This is a genomic window from Brevibacillus sp. BD137, assembly GCF_041644655.1.
In the GTDB taxonomy this organism is placed as follows: Bacteria; Bacillota; Bacilli; order Brevibacillales; family Brevibacillaceae; genus Brevibacillus; species Brevibacillus brevis_D.
This window is the reverse complement of sequence record NZ_JAOTNO010000003.1, coordinates 366,681-385,901: the sequence shown is the minus strand read 5'-3', so window position 1 is coordinate 385,901 and position 19,221 is coordinate 366,681. Positions and strand designations below refer to the sequence as shown.

Annotated in this window: 16 protein-coding genes; 11 read left to right on the top strand and 5 right to left on the bottom strand. The window is 49.2% G+C overall.

All coding sequences use genetic code 11. The features are described from left to right. Positions 1 to 17: 17 nt before the first annotated feature. The gene (locus ODZ53_RS08460) at positions 18 to 1,397 is read right to left on the bottom strand and encodes a HAMP domain-containing sensor histidine kinase (protein WP_372676627.1); all 1,380 of its coding nucleotides are present in this window, start codon (positions 1,395 to 1,397) and stop codon (positions 18 to 20) included. A gap of 197 nt (positions 1,398 to 1,594) precedes the next feature. Between ODZ53_RS08460 and ODZ53_RS08455 the strand changes: the two genes are divergently transcribed. From ODZ53_RS08455 to ODZ53_RS08420, 8 genes are all read left to right on the top strand, one after another. Then, positions 1,595 to 4,273 (top strand): sigma 54-interacting transcriptional regulator, encoded by a 2,679-nt coding sequence (locus tag ODZ53_RS08455; protein ID WP_372676626.1) that lies wholly within the window; start codon positions 1,595 to 1,597, stop codon positions 4,271 to 4,273. Between the two features lie 204 nt (positions 4,274 to 4,477). Then, positions 4,478 to 4,780: a PTS sugar transporter subunit IIB gene (locus ODZ53_RS08450; protein WP_015893830.1), complete on the top strand. Its 303-nt coding sequence runs from the start codon at positions 4,478 to 4,480 to the stop codon at positions 4,778 to 4,780. Between the two features lie 7 nt (positions 4,781 to 4,787). After that, on the top strand, positions 4,788 to 6,140 hold the full coding sequence (celB, locus tag ODZ53_RS08445) for a PTS cellobiose transporter subunit IIC (RefSeq protein ID WP_372676625.1): 1,353 nt from the start codon (positions 4,788 to 4,790) through the stop codon (positions 6,138 to 6,140). 21 nt (positions 6,141 to 6,161) lie between these two features. Then, the gene (gene chbG, locus ODZ53_RS08440; protein ID WP_372676624.1) at positions 6,162 to 6,908 is read left to right on the top strand and encodes a chitin disaccharide deacetylase; all 747 of its coding nucleotides are present in this window, start codon (positions 6,162 to 6,164) and stop codon (positions 6,906 to 6,908) included. A gap of 12 nt (positions 6,909 to 6,920) precedes the next feature. Next, complete coding sequence (locus ODZ53_RS08435) at positions 6,921 to 7,247, top strand: PTS sugar transporter subunit IIA (RefSeq protein WP_372676623.1); 327 nt, start codon at positions 6,921 to 6,923, stop codon at positions 7,245 to 7,247. Beyond that, positions 7,244 to 8,566, top strand: coding sequence for a 6-phospho-beta-glucosidase (locus ODZ53_RS08430; RefSeq protein WP_064200105.1), 1,323 nt, complete (start codon positions 7,244 to 7,246; stop codon positions 8,564 to 8,566). The genes ODZ53_RS08435 and ODZ53_RS08430 overlap by 4 nt, the downstream gene beginning before the upstream one ends. A 13-nt stretch (positions 8,567 to 8,579) precedes the next feature. Continuing rightward, complete coding sequence (locus ODZ53_RS08425; protein ID WP_372676622.1) at positions 8,580 to 9,419, top strand: Cof-type HAD-IIB family hydrolase; 840 nt, start codon at positions 8,580 to 8,582, stop codon at positions 9,417 to 9,419. A 39-nt stretch (positions 9,420 to 9,458) separates the two neighbouring features. Next, the gene (locus ODZ53_RS08420; protein ID WP_064200285.1) at positions 9,459 to 9,722 is read left to right on the top strand and encodes an HPr family phosphocarrier protein; all 264 of its coding nucleotides are present in this window, start codon (positions 9,459 to 9,461) and stop codon (positions 9,720 to 9,722) included. A 65-nt stretch (positions 9,723 to 9,787) separates the two neighbouring features. On the opposite strand, the gene ODZ53_RS08415 is transcribed toward ODZ53_RS08420, so the two are convergent. Next, positions 9,788 to 11,941, bottom strand: a complete 2,154-nt coding sequence (locus ODZ53_RS08415) for a sensor histidine kinase (protein ID WP_372676621.1) — start codon at positions 11,939 to 11,941, stop codon at positions 9,788 to 9,790. Further along, positions 11,919 to 12,611, bottom strand: coding sequence for a response regulator transcription factor (locus ODZ53_RS08410; RefSeq protein ID WP_372676620.1), 693 nt, complete (start codon positions 12,609 to 12,611; stop codon positions 11,919 to 11,921). The genes ODZ53_RS08415 and ODZ53_RS08410 overlap by 23 nt, the downstream gene beginning before the upstream one ends. A gap of 174 nt (positions 12,612 to 12,785) precedes the next feature. On the opposite strand from ODZ53_RS08410, the gene ODZ53_RS08405 reads away from it, so the two are divergent. Beyond that, positions 12,786 to 13,406 (top strand): class I SAM-dependent methyltransferase, encoded by a 621-nt coding sequence (locus ODZ53_RS08405; protein WP_372676619.1) that lies wholly within the window; start codon positions 12,786 to 12,788, stop codon positions 13,404 to 13,406. An 18-nt stretch (positions 13,407 to 13,424) separates the two neighbouring features. Continuing rightward, the gene (locus ODZ53_RS08400; protein WP_372676618.1) at positions 13,425 to 15,158 is read left to right on the top strand and encodes a DEAD/DEAH box helicase; all 1,734 of its coding nucleotides are present in this window, start codon (positions 13,425 to 13,427) and stop codon (positions 15,156 to 15,158) included. Between the two features lie 56 nt (positions 15,159 to 15,214). On the opposite strand, the gene ODZ53_RS08395 is transcribed toward ODZ53_RS08400, so the two are convergent. Both ODZ53_RS08395 and adh read right to left on the bottom strand, forming a co-directional pair. Next, a complete protein-coding gene (locus ODZ53_RS08395) occupies positions 15,215 to 15,565 on the bottom strand; it encodes a DUF779 domain-containing protein (RefSeq protein WP_016739606.1) in 351 nt (116 codons plus the stop codon). Between the two features lie 3 nt (positions 15,566 to 15,568). Further along, a complete protein-coding gene (gene adh / locus ODZ53_RS08390; protein ID WP_372676617.1) occupies positions 15,569 to 17,089 on the bottom strand; it encodes an aldehyde dehydrogenase in 1,521 nt (506 codons plus the stop codon). Positions 17,090 to 17,388: 299 nt separating this feature from the next. Between adh and ODZ53_RS08385 the strand changes: the two genes are divergently transcribed. Further along, the gene (locus tag ODZ53_RS08385; protein WP_372676820.1) at positions 17,389 to 19,122 is read left to right on the top strand and encodes a sigma-54-dependent Fis family transcriptional regulator; all 1,734 of its coding nucleotides are present in this window, start codon (positions 17,389 to 17,391) and stop codon (positions 19,120 to 19,122) included. The last annotated feature ends 99 nt before the right edge of the window (positions 19,123 to 19,221 follow it).

The following is a 19,221-nucleotide window of genomic DNA, read 5'->3' as shown; positions in this document are numbered from 1 at the left end:
TTGTGAGCGTCCTTTCGCTATTCAGAGTCGTTTATGATGACGCGCTTTTTCGGGAAGAACAGGAAAACGGTAGTTCCTTTGCCTTGCTCACTGTAGATTTCCAGTTGGCCCTGATGCTTTTGCATGACATTGTAGCAATAGGAGAGCCCGAGACCAAAGTTTTGCCCTGTCCTTTTTGTCGAGAAAAAAGGATCGAGCACATGAGGCAGGTTCTCTTTTGTGATGCCTGTGCCTGTGTCTGCGACAGTGATGATCAGATGCTTGTGAGACATAAATAGCTGAAGATGGAGCTTGCCACCCGACTTCATGGCTTCTAGCGCATTCATGCACAAGTTGGTGATGACTTCGCGCAATTGTACGCCATCCCCATACAAGCGAAGTGTTTCGTCCAATTCACTAACGACTTCTACCTGTTGTTTCAGGATATAGGGCGTCAGATTTTGTGTGACTTGCTCGATGATTTGGCCGGGGTCACATGGTTCTTCGCGCAGCTCGACGTCTCGCAGCTGGTTTTGAATCCGATTCATCATGTCCAGCATATGCTGCGAGGATTGCATCAGGACAAGCGCGTCTTCTTTTAGCGACGGCTGGTTGGTTTCATCCGCATATGTCTCGATACGGTCGGCATACAGCGATATTTTGCCTGCTTCATTTTTGATCGTATGGTTAATGATTTGTGCACCGGAAGTCAAGGCGCGCAAGGTACTGTCCAGACGTTTTTTCTCCACGCGGAGACGGACGCCAAGGAAGCCGTATTTCAGACTGATGGCAACGATCAGGATAAACTGGATCGTGACCACGAGCATGTTGTAGCGCCAAGCCTCGTAATCGTTCTGGATACGCATGATATAGATGAAAATAAAGACGAAAAACAACGGAATGATGATGAGTACGTTCGTGAAAAAGCTGTTCTTTTTCACGAGTGGATCTTTTTCTCGCATGTACTGCACGACCAGTAGCGTACAGGAGAACAGAAAAAACGGAATCACCCATGCCACCATAATCCAGTAGTTAAAAAGCAGCTCGGGATAAACGGGGGTAATCCAAAGCATCCCAAGCGGCAGGATGAGAGCAGCATATTGTATCGTCAGCTTTACTCTGCGAGACAAAAATTCAGCTGAGTGTACGGCAAACATGAGAAAGGTGTAAGGCAAACCCACCTGGCAAATAAAGGAGGAGGCGCGGCTCACCAATATCAGAGTGTTTGTGGTCCCGGGCTGTGCGGCCAGATATTCTGCAAAATAGGGCATGATCGTCTCGTCAATCACGCCTGAGATAAAGCCCCCAGCCCCAACAAAGGCAGTCGCACAAGCCCAGCGGATCGACGTTCGTTTCGGGTCTGTGAACAGCACAAACAGACCTAACGCCCATATGGTAAACAAGATGAAAACCATCATGGATTTGCTATCTCCTGTCAATCATTATTTATCTATTATATCGTACACCAGGGAAAGGAGACGGAAAAATAAATCATCGGGACAAAAACGGGGGAAGGGGAAAAAGCAGCATGCAGGTTTTTCCAAATATTCGTGGAAATGAAAAGGATTGGTTGTGCATTTCGTGACTTTCTATCAATTCAACGGCGGGTGATAGAGTGAAACGATTAGATTTAATATTCCAGACGTTAGTAGACGCTGGTCCTGATAAAAAAGTAAGCGCTTCAGATTTGGCTGAGAGGCTTGGTTTGAGTCGAGCGAATGTGAGCAGCGATTTGAACCGTTTGTGGAAGGAAGGCCGAATTGAGAAGGAAGAAGGGCGTCCGACGCTGTTTTTTGCCAAGCAAGGAAACGATTCGCTCTATTTGGCGGAGACGTCGCTGGACAGGCTGGCGAAAACCAACAAGAGCCTGATCACGCGTATTGAGCAGGCAAAGGCGGCCGTTTTGTATCCGCCGAGAGGGATGCATTGCTTGATTTTGGGAGAAACAGGTGTAGGGAAGTCGTGGTTCGCCGGGATGATTCACGAGTTTGCCGTTGATATTGGACGCCTGGAAAAGCATGCTCCTTTCGTGATTTTTAACTGTGCCGATTATGCCAACAACCCGCAGCTCTTAATCAGTCAATTGTTCGGAGTCAAAAAAGGGGCGTACACCGGAGCGGAGATGGATCGCAAAGGACTTGTGGAGAAGGCGGATGGTGGCATTCTCTTTCTCGATGAAGTGCATCGGCTACCGGCGGAAGGACAGGAAATCTTTTTTACCTTTATGGATAAGAGCATATTCCGCCGCGTAGGTGAAACAGAGATGGAGCGAACGGCTCACGTCCAGATTGTCATGGCCACGACAGAAAATCCGGAGTCGAGTCTCTTAAAAACGTTCATGAGGCGCATTCCCATGGTCATCAAGCTGCCATCCTTAGTGGAGCGTGGCTTGGAAGAGCGTTTTCGTATTACGATGGAAATTTTTCAAGAAGAAGCTTTTCGGTTGGGGAGAGAGATTCAGATATCGGCCAATGCTGTGCAGGCATTCTTGTGCTATCACTGCCCGAATAACATTGGACAGTTAAAAACGGATATTCAGCTCACCTGCGCCAGCGCCTATGCGGAATTCATTTCGTTAAAAAAGAATCAGCTGCACGTATCGGTTCAGGATCTGCCGCATCATGTGAAGCAAGGGCTGCTTTTGGTGAAGGATTACAAGCAGGAGCTAGATGAAATCATTGGGACGGAGCACAACTGCTTTGTCGTGCAGCCATCAAAAGAGGGCATCTGGATCGGACGAGAAACAGGGGATACGACGGACAGTGTTTATGAAAAAATCGAGCAAAAAATATATGAGCTGCAAAACCTCGGTGTGAGTGAAGAAGAATTGGAGTTTGACATCGAGAATTACTTTACGACCTTTATCAAAGGCGTCCATCAACGTGTGAATAAGGGCGACATGGCCCGAATTATCGACCCGTTCATCATTCACCTTGTGGAAGAGATCGTTCGCTTTGCAGAGGCCAAGCTGGAGAAGATTTTGAGCCAGAAGGTGATCTTTGGTCTCGCGCTGCATATTCAGACATCGAAGGAGCGCCTTGCACAAGGCAAGCAGATCGTGAATCCGCAAATCAACCACGTCCGAATCAAGTACAAGAAAGAGTTTGCCGTTGCGCTAGAGTGCGTGCGCATGATAGAAGAAGCGATACTCATGGATCTGCCGATTGGTGAGGCTGGATATTTGACCATGTTTTTCGTGCTCGACGATGTCAGCATGGAGGAAGAACGGGAAACAATCGGGGTGCTCGTTATTACGCACGGCAGCGGTGGTGCGACAGCGATGGTCGATGTGACGAACCGATTGCTGGTCACACAATATGCGAGAGCCATCGACCTGCCGCTTGAAGAAGATTCCATGAGTGTTTTGGAAAAAGCACTGAAAGTAGCCAGAGAGATCGGAAGCAAGGCTGGACTGCTGTTGCTCGTAGATATGGGGTCGCTACTCGGCTTTGGCGAGATTATTGAGCGGGAGATCGGCATTCCGGTCAAGGTCATTCCGATGGTCAGCACGCCGCATGTAATTGAAGCCACTCGAAAAGCCATGCTCGGTCATTCACTCGAGGATGTTTACCGTGATGTTTTGGGCATTTCGCTCTACCAGCGGGAGGAGCAGCCGAAAGAGCAGGTGCAAAAGCATATTCCGGCGCTGACGATCGTCGCTGCCTGCCTGTCTGGGGAAGGCAGTGCCTTGTTTTTGAAAAAGCTGCTGGAATCGAGGCTCAGGTACGATGAGAGCCTGCTGGAATTTGTGCCGCTGCAACTGATCGATAAGGCTCAAGCCCGCAGTCAGCTTCGAAAAATCAAGGCGGAGAGAAAAATTCTCTTCGTGGTGAGCAATTACATTCTCGACCGCGAGTTGCGCCACCATAGCATGGACGATGTTTTGAACGGAGAGGCGATGTCTGATATCCAGCAAGTGATCGATCTGGAAGAGGCTTACTTGAAGATGCAAGAGTCGCTAGGAGAGCACCTGCAAATGGTAGACGGACAAGATATTCTCGCAGACGTGAGGATGTGTGTCGGCCGTATGGAGGAGCGACTGAACAATTACTTGGTTTTTGACACGCGAATTGGGGCCTACTTGCACATCTGCTGCCTGGTGGATCGCTTGAAAGCAGGAACGCAATCCGTGGCGTATATTCAAAAAGACAGTTTTTTGCTGGAGAACCGCAAGCTGTACAGCTTAATCCGACATGAATTATTGCCCCTGGAAGATAAGTATGAGGTAGTAATCAGCGAAGACGATGTTTGTTTTATCATGAATTTCTTCATACACAATAAAACACTGGCGTAACCAGTGTTTTATTTTTTGACTTTTCCCTATTCAAAATCAAACACTACAGCGCTTACATAAAAACACTAATGAGGGTGCCAGGCGATGAGGTAGCGAAATATGCCTGACCATGCGGTTATTTTGGTAAGCGCATACATTTTTTGGTGTTTTGGCACGAAACTTGCTCTTTCAGTAAGGCATCACTCGTTGAGAGGAGGGGGTACAATGAATATTTTATTGTGTTGTGCAGCGGGTATGTCGACAAGCTTGTTGGTTCAAAAAATGGAGGAGGCTGCCAGAGAAAAAGGGTTGGACGCTAAAATATGGGCAGTTTCCGCAGATGAGGTAAAAAATCATATTGATCAAGCAGCAGTGCTCTTGCTGGGACCACAAGTTCGTTACAAGCTGACAGAGATGAAAAAAGAAGGGGCATCCAGAGGAATTCCTGTAGATGTAATCAGCACGGTCGACTACGGTACATTGAACGGGAAAAACGTGCTTGAGTTTGCGCTTCGTCTAAAACAGTAGGAGGGGGATGCGTGTGGGCGGATTTGTTTCTTTTATGGAAAACCGCATGATGCCGATAGCGGGAAAAATTGCGGAGCAAAAGCATCTGCAGGCTATTCGTGACGGAATTATCCTTACATTGCCTTTGTTGATCATTGGTTCAATGTTCCTCATCATTGGCTTCATACCTATACCTGGTTATGACGAATTCATGATTGGGATTTTCGGTGAAAAATGGCGGACCAAGCTGCTGTATCCGGTAGGTGCTACGTTTGACGTCATGGCCTTGATCGTCAGCTTCGGCGTCGCCTACCGACTGGCGGAGAAATACAAGGTCGACCCGCTATCGGCAGGAGCCATTTCTGTCGCATCCTTCTTGCTCGCTACTCCGTATAAAATCATGTTCACCCCGGAAGGAGCGAGTGCAGCCCAAGAGGTGGGCGGAGTCATTCCTCTCACACTGATGGGCAGTCAGGGATTATTTGTCGCAATGCTATTGGGTATATTGTCGACAGAGATTTATCGCAAAATCATTCAAAAGAAAATTGTCATTACCATGCCAGACGGAGTGCCTCCCGCAGTTTCCCGTTCCTTTGTGGCATTGATCCCAGCTGGTGCGGTGCTTTTGGTGGTTTGGTTGTTGCGTATCCTCCTTGAAAACACGTCCTTCGAAAGTATTCACAATATTGTGAAGGATTTGCTCGTCGCACCACTCAGCGCTGTTGGTAGCAGCTTGATTGGGGCCATTATATGCGTGCTGCTTATTCACATTCTCTGGGCCATTGGCTTGCACGGTGCGGCGATTGTCGGTGGCATTATGAGTCCCATCTGGCTGACGCTGATGGACCAGAACCGAGCCGCATTCCAGGCTAATCCCAACGGTGAATTGCCAAACGTCGTCACTACGCAATTTTTTGACATGTGGATATTCGCTGGGGGATCGGGTGCTACGTTAGCTCTCGTCGTCTTAATGGTATTTCGGGCACGCAGTAAACAGATGAAAAACATTGGCCGTCTTTCGCTTGGACCTGGTTTGTTTAACATCAATGAACCTGTCACGTTCGGTATGCCAATTGTCATGAATCCGCTTTTGATCATCCCATTTGTTCTGGCGCCTGTCGTATTGGTCATTATCAGCTATTTGGCCATGTCATTCGGTTGGGTGGCAAAACCAAGCGGGGTAGCAGTTCCGTGGACGACACCATTGTTGATCAGTGGATATTTGGCTACTGGTGGGAAGGTATCGGGTATGGTTCTCCAAGCGGTGAACTTCGTGATAGCGCTCGCGATCTACTATCCGTTCTTCCGTTTGTGGGATAAACAAAAGGTAAGCGAAGAAAAAGCCAGCACTGCTTCCGATAGTAATGCTGTGTCTATGTAAACGCTAGAGGAGAGGCTATCTATGAAATTGATTGTGAATGCAGACGATTTTGGGTATTCCAAAGGCGTCAATCTGGGCATCGTCGAAGCACATCGGGAAGGAGTCGTTACTTCTGCGACCTTGATGGTCAATATGGAGGGGTTCGAGCACGCTGTAGGGCTGGCCAAAGAACATCCGACGCTCGGAGTAGGCATTCATCTGGTACTTACATGCGGATCGCCAGTTAGTCAGGATGTACCATCGCTAACGGATGGAGAGGGGCGTTTCCGCCGCGGGCAAGATCATCTGATTTCTGCTGCACCGGAGGAGATTGAGCGGGAGCTGCGGGCTCAATTGGGGAGGTTTGTTGCGTCGGGGCTCAAGCTGACGCATATCGACAGCCACCACCATGTACATGCACATCCAGCCGTTTTGCCGATTGTTCTGAAGCTGGCAGAGGAATATAGGGTGCCAGTTCGCTATCCCTGGCTGTTCGGGAAACAGGAGGAGCGGGACCAGTTGAGTGTTTTGACGACAGAAGGCTTTTCTCATCATTTTTATGGAGACGACCTAACCGTACAATCCTTCGTCAGGATCGTAGAGGATATGGCAGATTATCCTGTGGTTGAGATCATGACGCACCCTGCCTATTTGGACGAAGCGGTACTGACAGGCAGTTCATACGCAAAGCAACGAACCACAGAATTGAAGATCTTAACAGCAGCAGAGTTAAAGCAGTACATTCGTGATCAAAAAATACAGCTCGTGACTTTTAGCGAACTTGGATAGGTGGAGATAGATTTGGACCATACAGACGTTATTTTTCAACTAATACTTCACGGAGGAAACGCACGGAGTCTGGCAATGGAAGCGATCGCTCTGGCTAAAAATAGAGACTTGCCAGGCGCAGAAGATGCGTTGAAGCGTGCGGGAGAAGAGCTCGGTCTTGCACACCAAAATCAAACGGAACTTATCCAGAAGGAGATTGCGGGCGAAAAGACTGAGATCAGCATGCTCTTGATTCACGCCCAGGATCATTTGATGAACGCCATTACAGTCAAGGATTTGGCAACGGAGTTTGTAGAGCTGTACAGCCAAATCCATGCAGGCAAGGAGGCAGGAGTATGAGCGGAATCAAAATTGTAACGATCGGTGGAGGGTCTAGCTATACACCTGAGCTGGTGGAGGGCTTCATCAAGCGCTACGATGAATTGCCCGTGCGAGAACTGTGGCTGGTTGATATTCCAGAAGGCGAGAAAAAGCTGCAAACAGTAGGTGCCCTGGCAAAAAGGATGGTAGAGAAGGCAGGGGTGCCTATCGAGATCCATTTGACGCAGGATCGGCGAAAAGCACTTGCGGGCGCAGATTTTGTTACGACACAAATGCGCGTGGGTCTATTGGATGCGCGAATCAAGGATGAGCGGATTCCTTTGAAATACGGGGTGATCGGTCAGGAAACGAATGGACCTGGAGGCTTGTTCAAAGGCCTGCGTACCATTCCGGTCATTATGGACATTTGTCGTGACATGGAAGAGCTATGTCCAGATGCTTGGCTGATTAACTTCACGAATCCGGCTGGAATGGTCACAGAGGCAGTGCTGCGGTATACCAACCGCAAAAAGGTCATTGGACTATGCAATGTTCCCATCGGGATGAAAATGGGTGTTGCCTCTGTTTTAGGCGTCGAGCAATCACGGGTTCATATTGACTTTGCCGGTTTGAATCATATGATCTTCGGACTGGGTGTGTACCTGGATGGGGAAAATGTCATTTCCCAGGTAATGGATAAAATAACGGGCGACCAATCGGGCATTACGATGCAAAACATTTTGGACCTTGGTTGGGATAAGGATTTCATCAAAGCATTGGGGATTCTCCCGTGCCCGTATCATCGTTATTACTACCAGACGCGCACGATGCTTGAGCATGAGCTGGAAGAAGCGGAGCAGAAGGGTACGCGGGCTGAAGTGGTCAAGCAGGTGGAAGCGGAGCTATTTGCGCTCTACGAAGATCCAGACTTGGATATCAAGCCTCCGCAGTTGGAGAAACGTGGCGGGGCTTATTACAGTGAGGCTGCTTGCAATCTGATTTACTCCATTTACAACGACAAGCGCGATATCCAGACGGTAAATGTTCGCAACAATGGGGCGATTGCCAGCATTCCGGATGATTCGGCAGTCGAAGTGAACTGCGTGATTACAAGAGAAGGGCCGATTCCTTTGGCTGTTGGTGACTTGCCCGTTCCCGTGCGTGGACTCGTACAGCAAATCAAATCGTTTGAGCGAGTGGCAGCTGAGGCGGCTGTAACGGGTAATTACCATACGGCGCTATTGGCGATGAATATTAACCCGCTGGTGCCGTCTGATGTGATCGCCAAAAAAATACTCGATGAAATGCTGGAGGCGCACAAGGAGCATCTGCCCCAGTTTTTCAAGCCTGTCACATAAGGATGGAACTCGTGTGAAATACAAACTCCTCGCCTTGGATGTGGACGGAACGATTTTGATGTCGAATCACACCTTATCCAAAGTAACAGAGCGGGCCATTACCCAGTTAGTGCAGCAAGGAGTCCACGTCACACTGGCAACCGGCAGGGCATACCCATCGGCCAAATCGTTGGCGCAGCAGTTCCGGATCAGCGCACCGCTTGTTTCCCATGATGGCGCATACGTCGCAGACCCCAAGACGGATCAGGTGCTGTATGTACAGCGTATTCCGCATGAGATAGCGGCGAGGATTACAGATATACTCGTATCGCATGGCCTGGATGTCATGTTGCTGCATGAGGCTTATGCTGTAACGAATCGCACCTGGAAGTTGACGGATTTGTTTCCGCTGTTAAATGCCTGGACACTGCGCCAGCTCTGGAAAAATCAATACCCGCTCAAAATCCAGGCTTCGCGGTTGATAGCCGGATACGTTCGAAAACATGAGGTGTGTGCTCCGAAAATATTCGTCACGGGAGACGAGAAGCGTCTGTTGGAAGCAAGACAAGAGCTTGAGAAAGCTGAGCTTTCGGGGATTCGCGTGACGGCATCAGGCGCGAATAATTTGGAAATATTGCCTGTGGGCATCTCCAAAGCAAGTGGTCTTGCGGTAGTGAGTGAGAGGCTTGCGATTCAGCCTGACGAGATCGTTGCTATAGGAGACAACTACAATGATGCAGAGATGCTCCAATTCGCCGGAATGGGTGTGGCGATGGGCAATGCTCCCGATGATTTGAAACAGCTGGCTCGGCATGTCACGGAAACGAATGATCGGCATGGGGTGGCAGAAGTGATCGAGAAGTTTTTCTTGTAAGAGGATTGCATGTACAAGGACAGGAAGGGAGGCGTGAAATTGATCCGAATGAATCTGGAAGTAGCCGTGAGTGGAGGTCTCCATGCTCGCCCTGCTTCTGTCTTGGTGAACCTGCTCAATCAATACAGCTCGTCGGTCAAGATGATCTACAATGACAAGCAGGCTAATGGCAAAAGCATCCTCAGCGTAATGGCTCTGGGGGCAAAGACCGGAGATGAAATTATGTTTGAGGTGGAGGGGGCCGATGAGCAAGAAGTGGCTGCCAGCATTGAGGCCCTATTTGAAAGGAACTTTGCCATCTAACAGGGAGAAAACCACGTAATAAAGCCAGTGCCTGACGATCGGGCACTGGCTTTCCTATTTGTTCCTTACGCGTGCTTGCGGAATACGACCGTGACTTTGAAGTAATCGCCATCAATATCGATCGACAGCCTGCCGCCTTGCAGCTCTACGATGCTTTTTGCGATAGCCAACCCGAGGCCAGAGCCTTCGGTATGACGGGATTGATCAGCGCGCTTGAACCGTTCAAACAGTTCCTGTGCATCAAAGTCGATTTCGTAGGCGGAGACATTTTTGAACGTCAGGATAACCTCGTCCTCTGTCTCTGCCAGATGAATCAGGACGCGCGTGTTCGGCATGGAATACTTCAGGGCGTTGCCGATTAGATTCTCGAATACACGCCATGTTTTCTTGCCATCCAGAGGAGCGACGATCTTCGGCTGTTCCGTCGTTACGCGGAAAGTGAGCGTCGATTGGTCGATTTTGTCACTGAATTCAGCGATGGATTGGTTGAGCAGGGACGCTACATTCACTTGCTCGATATTCAGCTCAACCGCGCCGCTGGACATTTTGGCTGCGTCAAACAGGTCATCGATGAGGACGCGCAGTCGATCTGCTTTTCGATCCAAGACATCGACGTAGCTATTGCGTTCCTCAGGTGTCAAATCTTCCTGCTTGAGCAGGGTCACGTAGTTGATAATCGACGTCAGCGGTGTTTTTAAATCATGAGAAACATTGGTGATCAATTCGGATTTCATGCGCTCGCTTTTCATCTGCTCTTCCATCGCGTGCTTGAGTCCCTTTGTGATGTTGTTAAGAGAGTGCGCGAGATCAGATAACTTCCCTTTTTTTACCTTTCGGATCGTAGTGTTCAGATTACCGCCAGCCATTTCGGAGGCACCTCGCATGATGCGGTTCATCAGTCCCAAGCGTCTAAGCGCGTATGGGAAAACTACGATCATGTAAAACATGCCATACAAAAAGCTGAAAAACAGTAAGCCACCAGACCCTTTGACAAGCCCGACGAATCCGAAACCGATACTCATCCCGAACATGACAGTCAGGATGAACAACGTGGATACTTTAAAAAACATGCCGCGATTGGCATAGCTTTCTTGAAGAAGGACACGTTGTCTGGCGAAGATACTTTTTTGCCACTGTTGCAAAATTCTCTCGGGTTCTTTGTACATGAGCCGCGCCTCCAGCAGTTGTAAAAGCAGGTAAGCGGTGAACAAGGATACGAACGCAAGGGTAAAGATATGCTCACCATCAATCGGCAAGAAGAAAAAGCGTAGGTTCGCTAACATAATGAAGTACGTAATTCCAAGAACGAACAACAGACCCATCCGAATATCCAGCGGGATAAGGCGGAACAGAGCCATGCTTTTTGTGACAATAGGTACTTCCGCCGGCCTGCCTGTTCGCAAGTACAAAAAGCAAAAAGCAATGATGAGGAGAGTGACCGTAAGCAAGCCGAATTCGGCAATCAGCCGCTCCCGAATGGAATCATAGTAAAGGGCATCTGCATGAACCTGACTATATCCGTCTGGTTCTTTTGGGACATAAAAGATACCACTAAGTTGATTCAGTTGATAAGTGCGATTGATGCTTTCCAAATCCCCGTTCGTATTAGGGAGGTTGATTGTATAGCGCGCATATCGGGCCAGTTCCCATTCTGTAGGTTCTTGTGCGAGATTGGTGTAAACTTTGTTGTTCTTTTTATCGGTGACATAGTATTTGAAGGAGCCGCTTCGCAAGGTGAGGCTGTTTTTTTGTTCCTCGTACTCGGCATCTTTTTCGGCGATTCTGTTGTTCACCTGCTCCTGATAATACAACGTTGCTTTCGCGATGTCTTCTTGCATGCTTTGTGAATATTCTTCAGTTAATTGGGCGACTTTCTCGTTGTCTCCCTCACTTTTTGCTTGTTTTATCCGATCTAAGAACTGGTTATCTTCCTTAATCGATCGGAGGGTTTCCTCATGCTCTTTTTTTAGCTGATTCGCTGTCTTCTCGTCGAGCTTTCCTGGAGTGTAGCTTGTATAATCTACATGAACCTTTTTCACCAGCTCAGCAAATGTCTCTATTTCACGATTGAAGCCTGAGCTTTGAAAATAATTATTCTCTTGGAGATTCTCGCGCTTATGGTACAGATCGGCCATCGTTAGGAGAGCAAGCGAAATACTCACGATCATAACAACGAGCACGGGCACCGCAAAGCGTTTATTTTTCGATTTTGTATCCAATTCCCCATACCACCTTCAAATATTTAGGTTCCTTCGGGTTGATCTCTATTTTTTCCCGAATGCGTCTCACGTGGACAGCCACCGTGTTTTCCGCGTTCATATAAGGCTCTCTCCAGACTCGCTCATAAATTTCCTCAATGGAAAAAACGCGGCCCTTGTTTTCCATCAACAGCTCCAGGATCTTGTATTCGGTAGCCGTCAGCCTGACCTCGTTGCCGTCAATTGCTACATTTTTTGTACTCTTGTTCAAGGTCAAGCCGCGCACCTGAATCTCATCCTCTGCTATTTGAGCGCTTCCCAGATTGGTAAAACGTCTTAACTGAGATTTGACCCTGGCGATGAGCTCCAAGGGATTAAAAGGCTTCGTCACATAGTCATCGGCACCGATGTTTAACCCGAGAATTTTATCGGTATCCTCTGACTTTGCAGACAGCATGATGATCGGGATGTTTTTTTTCTGGCGAATTTGAAAGGTGGCGGTCATTCCGTCCATTTTTGGCATCATGATGTCCATCAGGATGAGCTGAATCTCTTCATGTTCCAGTATGTCCAGCGCTTCCTGTCCATTGCTAGCCTTGAATACGGTCATGGATTCATTTTTGAGATAGATTTCGATTGCGTCGCGGATTTCTTCCTCGTCGTCGACTACGAGGACTTGATATTTGGTCATGATTCGTCCCACCTTATGAATGCATTCATGGTACTATCTTAACGCCCAGCTCTAACAAAACAGTAATGAAATGTCTTACAAATTTCTTAATAAACCCCGTTCAGGAAATGCTAGCTGATAGGATCAAGCCGATAAATAAGGTAAGATGTGAGGAAGAATAAGAGAAAATTGGTGATGGCTTTGCTGGAATGGACAGGGGAGAGAATCATCCCCAAGCTGTTAAAACCTACGAATGGCATGCTGCTGGAGCATATAGCCAGATATTATTTTGCCGCACCTTATGTAAAAGGTCGAGTGCTGGATATCGCTTGCGGTACTGGCTACGGATGTCATATGATCGCAAAGGATCGAAAACGAGAGCTGACAGAACTGATCGGTGTCGACAACGATGAGGCGACGATCTTTTATGCCAATCGGGAATACAACCATCAAAAGATTACGTATCAGCAGGGTGACGCGCTTGATCCAGCGCTTCCCGAGCTATTGGGGTTGTTTGATACGATTTTGAGCTTTGAGACCATTGAGCATGTCGCAGACGATTTGCTGTTTATGGATAACTTGTATCGGATGCTGAAACCAGGTGGTACGCTCGTGCTTTCCAGTCCATTTGGTAGAGGGCGGGGCAAAGAGACGAGTGAGCCCTTCCATGTGCATCAGCTGACGCCGGAAGAGTTCGCGGAGCTGTTTGTACGCTATTCTGACGTGGATATGTATTATCAGAGAGGCGTTACCTTTGAAAAAACACCTCGCGATGGCATACGGTACTTTATCGGCATGGCAGTATGTACGAAATAATAACGGATCGATTTATGAATGGAGATGGCGAAACTGGCTGATTTTTTGGGATTGGGAATACATAAGGAACTGATAGATGCTCTGCAAGCAAACGGGATTACCGAGCCTACACCGATTCAGGAAAAAGCAATTCCTGTTGTGCTGGAAGGAAAAGATGTAATCGCGCAAGCACAGACGGGAACCGGGAAGACACTCGCATTTGTCCTGCCGATCTTGGAAAACGCGGATCCACAAGCGACGCATGTTCAGGCGTTGATTCTTACTCCTACGCGGGAGCTTGCCTTGCAAATTACGGCAGAGGTAAAGAAGCTGACGGAAAAGCTGGAAGACATCCAAGTACTCGCGGTCTATGGTGGACAAGATGTCAATCAGCAACTGAGAAAGCTGAAAGGAAAAATACATGTGGTCATCGCGACACCGGGCCGTTTGCTGGATCATCTGCGAAGAGGGACGATCGATTTATCGCAAGTTTCGATGTTTGTCCTGGATGAGGCGGACCAAATGCTTCATATGGGTTTTTTGCCTGAGGTAGAAGATATTATGGCAAATACGCCTTTTGAAAAACAAACCTTGCTGTTTTCGGCCACCATGTCAGAGCAGGTGCAATCTCTTGCGAAGCGCTTTATGCAAAAGCCGGAAAACATCAAAGTGCAGGGCAAGCGAATTACGTTAGATGATATTCGCCAAATTGCAGTGGAGACCACAGATCGTGCGAAGCAAGCTACGCTGTGCCGTCTGCTGGATGAACAACGGCCGTTTCTGGCCGTGATCTTTTGCCGAACAAAGCGCAGAGCCAGTAAGTTAAATGCGGAGCTGCAAGGTCTCGATTATATGTCTGACGAGCTACACGGCGATTTGTCACAGGCGAAGCGCGAGGATGTCATGAAGCGATTCCGCGAGGCTAGGATTCAGTATTTGGTCGCAACGGATGTGGCAGCGCGTGGGCTTGATGTCGAGGGAGTCACGCACGTTTTCAATTATGATATCCCGGAAGATGTGGACAGCTATATACACCGGATTGGCAGAACGGGGCGAGCCAAGGAAAAAGGGACCGCTTTTACTCTGGTAGCAGCGAAGGATTGGGGGCAGCTCAGGGAGATTGAACAAGGGATCAATCTGTCTCTGGAGCGGCGTGAAATGGATCGCGGGGAACCGGGTGATCAGAAAAAGCAAAAGCCTGAGAGGGAGCGAGCCGAGAAAGCAGATCGGCAAGGGGATAAGCAGGGAAGAGGGAAAGGAAAGTCAGCTGAGGGAAGGGAGCAAGGTTCTAGGGGGCGTCGTGATGGAGATGGACGACGCCAAGCAAAAGGTGGCGGTTCTGAGCGTAATTCAGGGAAACGTGAACGTGTAGAAGGTCGCTTTGAGGGCAAGGCAAAGGGCAGAGACCATACAGCAGGCGGGTTCGAGCGCAAGCCAAAGGACGGAAGCCGAGCAACAACAGGTGGCTTTGAGTACAAACCAAAGAAAGGTAACCGAGCAACAACAGGTGGCTTCGATGGCAAGCCAAAGGATGGTAACCGAGCAACAGGTGGCTTTGATCGCAAGCCAAAGGATGGTAACCGAGCAGCAGGCGGTACTGGACGTAAGCCGAAGGAAGGAAACCGAGCAGCAAGCGGTTTTGATCGCAAGTCTAGCGGCTCTAGCAAGAAGCCAGTAGCTGCTCAACGCGGCTCTGCACGCCCGAATGCAAATCCAGGCAATCGAGCAAGCAAGGCTCCTGCAAATCGTACCTCTCGCAAAAAATCGAGATAGCTATCCAAGCAAAAAAGACCGTTCCAGCCAGTAAAAAGGCAGGAGCGGTCTTCCTTTTATTCTGGTTCCGTGTCTGGAAATACCCGTGAACGTGTGAGGAAGCGTACCCCCTCAGGTCCTTCCAGCGAAAACATTCCGCCACGCCCATTCACGACGTCAATGATGAGCTGCGTATGCTTCCAATACTCATACTGAGCTTTGCCCATGTAGAACGGGCAGCCACCGATCTCGCCTAACAGAACGTCCTGCTCACCCACGAGAAATTCACCGAGCGGGTAACACATGGGGGAGCTCCCATCGCAGCAGCCCCCTGACTGGTGAAACATCAGGTCACCGTGCTTGGCGCGGAGCCGTTCAATGAGTGCCAGTGCAGCATCTGTTGCGAGCACTTTTTCTGGCTGGCTCATTGATCAAAAGAAGCCCAGAGCTTGATCGCTGTAGCTGACCAGCAGGTTTTTCGTTTGTTGATAGTGAGACAGCATCATTTTGTGCGTCTCTCGGCCGATACCAGACATTTTGTAGCCGCCAAACGCTGCGTGAGCCGGGTAAGCATGGTAGCAGTTGGTCCATACGCGACCAGCCTGGATTTCGCGGCCCATGCGGTAGGCTGTGTTTGTGTCGCGTGTCCATACACCAGCCCCCAAGCCATACAGCGTATCATTTGCCATAGCGAGCGCTTCTTCTGTATCCTTGAAGGTCGTTACGGAGACGACCGGACCGAAGATTTCCTCTTGGAAGATACGCATCTTGTTGTGGCCTTTAAAGACAGTTGGCTGGATGTAGTAGCCGCCCTCGAGTTCACCTGCAAGCTGTGCACGAGCGCCTCCAATCAGGCATTCGGCTCCTTCTTGTTTGCCGATATCCAGGTAGGAGAGGATTTTTTCTACCTGCTCCAAGGAAGCCTGTGCGCCGATCATCGTATCTGTATCGAGTGGATTTCCTTGCTTGATATTGGCTACGCGTTGCAAGGCACGCTCCATAAATTGGTCGTAGATGCTTTCGTGGATGAGCGCGCGGGATGGGCATGTGCAAACCTCGCCTTGGTTGAGCGCAAACAGTACGAATCCTTCAATGGCTTTGTTAAAGAAGGCATCGTCATTTGCAGCCACATCCGAGAAGAAGATGTTTGGCGATTTTCCGCCCAGCTCCAGCGTCACCGGAATAATATTTTGGGAAGCGTATTGCATGATCAAGCGACCTGTCGTCGTTTCACCCGTAAAGGCGATTTTCGCGATGCGGTTGCTTGAAGCGAGCGGTTTACCCGCTTCCAGACCAAAGCCGTTCACGACGTTGACGACGCCAGGAGGGAGCAGGTCGCCGATCAGCTCCATCAGCACCATGATGGAGGCGGGTGTTTGCTCCGCTGGCTTGAGGACGACGCAGTTGCCCGCAGCCAAGGCTGGAGCCAGCTTCCATGTAGCCATGAGGAGCGGGAAGTTCCAGGGAATAATTTGACCAACCACACCGAGTGGCTCATGGAAATGATAAGCGACCGTATCGTTATCGATTTCGGCGAGTGTACTTTCTTGCGCGCGGATCGCTCCGGCGAAGTAACGAAAATGGTCAATCGCCAGCGGGATGTCGGCCGCGAGTGTTTCACGAACAGGCTTGCCGTTTTCCCACGTCTCTGCGTTTGCCAGCATCTCCAGATTTGCTTCCATCCGATCCGCGATTTTTAACAACATATTTGCGCGCTGTGCAACAGAGGTACGACCCCACGCGTCTTTTGCCTCATGGGCAGCGTCCAGTGCCAGCTCAATATCTTCGGCTGTCGAGCGGGCTACCTCGCAAAAGACCTTGCCTGTTACAGGTGATACGTTTTCGAAATACTCACCTTTTACTGGCGGAACCCAATTACCCCCGATGTAGTTTTCATAACGATTTTTGAAAGTCACCTTAGAACCGGCTTGACCGGGCTGAGCATAGATCATTGCGAGCGCCTCCTCATTTATCACATAGTTCTTTACAGCCCTCTCTAAAAGCAAGTCTCGTACCAACGTGAAAAAGCTCGAAATGACAGCGTTTTCTTGCGTGGATGAGGGTAGAAATTGTTCCATAATGGATCATGTCATGTTCCGTATTGGGACAAAAAAGTGGGTTTCTATTGGAAAATGACCGATGACGGCTAGCAGCCAGACGGCAAATGTGCTCGTGGTTCGACTGGTTTTTTCTATAGCAAAGACTCTCATGTTATACTGAGGGGGAATGATTTTTGGGGGAGGGAATCGTGTTGTCGACGATTGTTCAGCAATCTTGGAAGCGCTGTCAGGAATCGAACCTCAAGACTACGGAGAAGGCCAATGATCAAATCATTTCTGCCCGGCGAATCAAAGAAATCATTCAGGATAATCACCCTCTGATTCGTGAGAGTCTCCCGCTTTTTAACAAGCTTGCTCCCTTTTTGTTATCGACAGAGCACATCGCACTCTTGTCTGACCGGGAAGGCAATATTATTCAAACGATCGGGGACCCGGTCTTCGCCAACCAGGCACAAAAAGTACAGCTGCAAATCGGAGCGAACTGGACAGAAAACTACAAAGGGACCAATGCGATTGGGACAGCGCTGATTGCACAACAGCCGATTCAGGTACAGGGAGAGCAACACTACTTCTTGGAAAATCGCTTTCTTACATGCTCAGCGGCACCTATTTTTTCACCTGCGGGTGAGCTATTAGGCATCATTGACATTAGTACGCGTAAAGAATATTCCCATCCGTTTGCCCTAACCATTGCTTGCATGATCGCAGAGGCTCTGCAAAATCGCTTTTTGTTAACAGATGCGGAGCGCGTGATTGCCTTACCAACTCTATCCCGCCCAGGAGATGGTCGAGGGAAGCTGGCGCTCGTCGGCTTGGATCGGGACGAGCGTATCGTGGGCCTAAATGAGGCTTCGCAGCAGCAGCTCGGAAAGGAAGCCTTGGGAACAAGAGTAAGTGCGGAGCAAGAACGTGCTGGCCGTCATGTGAAAGATCATCGCCCGCGTTTTTGGTCTGCGGCACCCAACGTACAGCTGAAGCCGTTTCCACGCCTAGCTGGTTCATGTCCGCTCTTCTTGCAGGCAAAGATGCTCGGACAAAAGGCGGCTCAGGTAGATTTTCCTGTGATCATTTTGGGGGAGAGCGGTACGGGAAAAGAGCTGTTCGCTCAAATGGTCCATGAGACAGGGCCGCGCGCGCATGAGCCTTTTATCGCAGTGAACTGCAGTTCGATTCCAGAAAATTTAATCGAGAGTGAATTGTTTGGATATGAAAGCGGGTCATTCACGGGGGCGCATCGGGAAGGTAGAATCGGAAAGTTTGAAGCGGCGAAAAAAGGCACGATTTTTTTGGATGAGATCGGGGATATGTCTTTGCGTGCGCAAGCGGCACTTTTGCGCGTTTTGCAGGAAAAGGTCGTCACCCCGGTGGGGAGCAATCAATCCCGCCCTATTTATGCGCGGATAATAGCCGCTACGCATCGAAACCTGTCAGAGGAGATCAAGGCGGGACGTTTTCGGGCTGACCTGTACTACCGGCTCAAAGGAGTCTCCATTCATTTGCCGTCGTTGAAAAAACGCAGTGATATCATCCAGGTGGCGGAGCATCTATTACAGCAGATCGACACAGAACAACCGTACATACTGACCACGGAGGCAAAGGATAAGCTGCGTGCTTATTCGTGGCCGGGCAATATCCGGGAACTGCAAGGCGTTCTGATTCAAGCGGTGTTTTTGGCAGAGGGGGACACCATTGATTGCGATCACATCCAGCTGGAGGGATTGATGGAAGCCGATACGCCTGAGTCTTTAGATCATGCCATTCCTTCCTTGCGTGAAATAGAGAGAATCGCAATCAAAAAGGCACTCGAGAAAAGTGGTGGTAATGTCAGTAAAGCGGCCAAAATGCTGCAAATCGGGCGAAATACCTTGTACCGCAAAATAGAAGAATACCAGATTGGAGCGCCGATTAATCAGGAAGAGTCATAATGGATGAAACGATATAGCTTGGCCTGAACAAATGTTGCAATGTGTGTTGCAACATTTTGTTGCGTTGTCTTGCAATGTCACCATTCGAGTGATGCATGG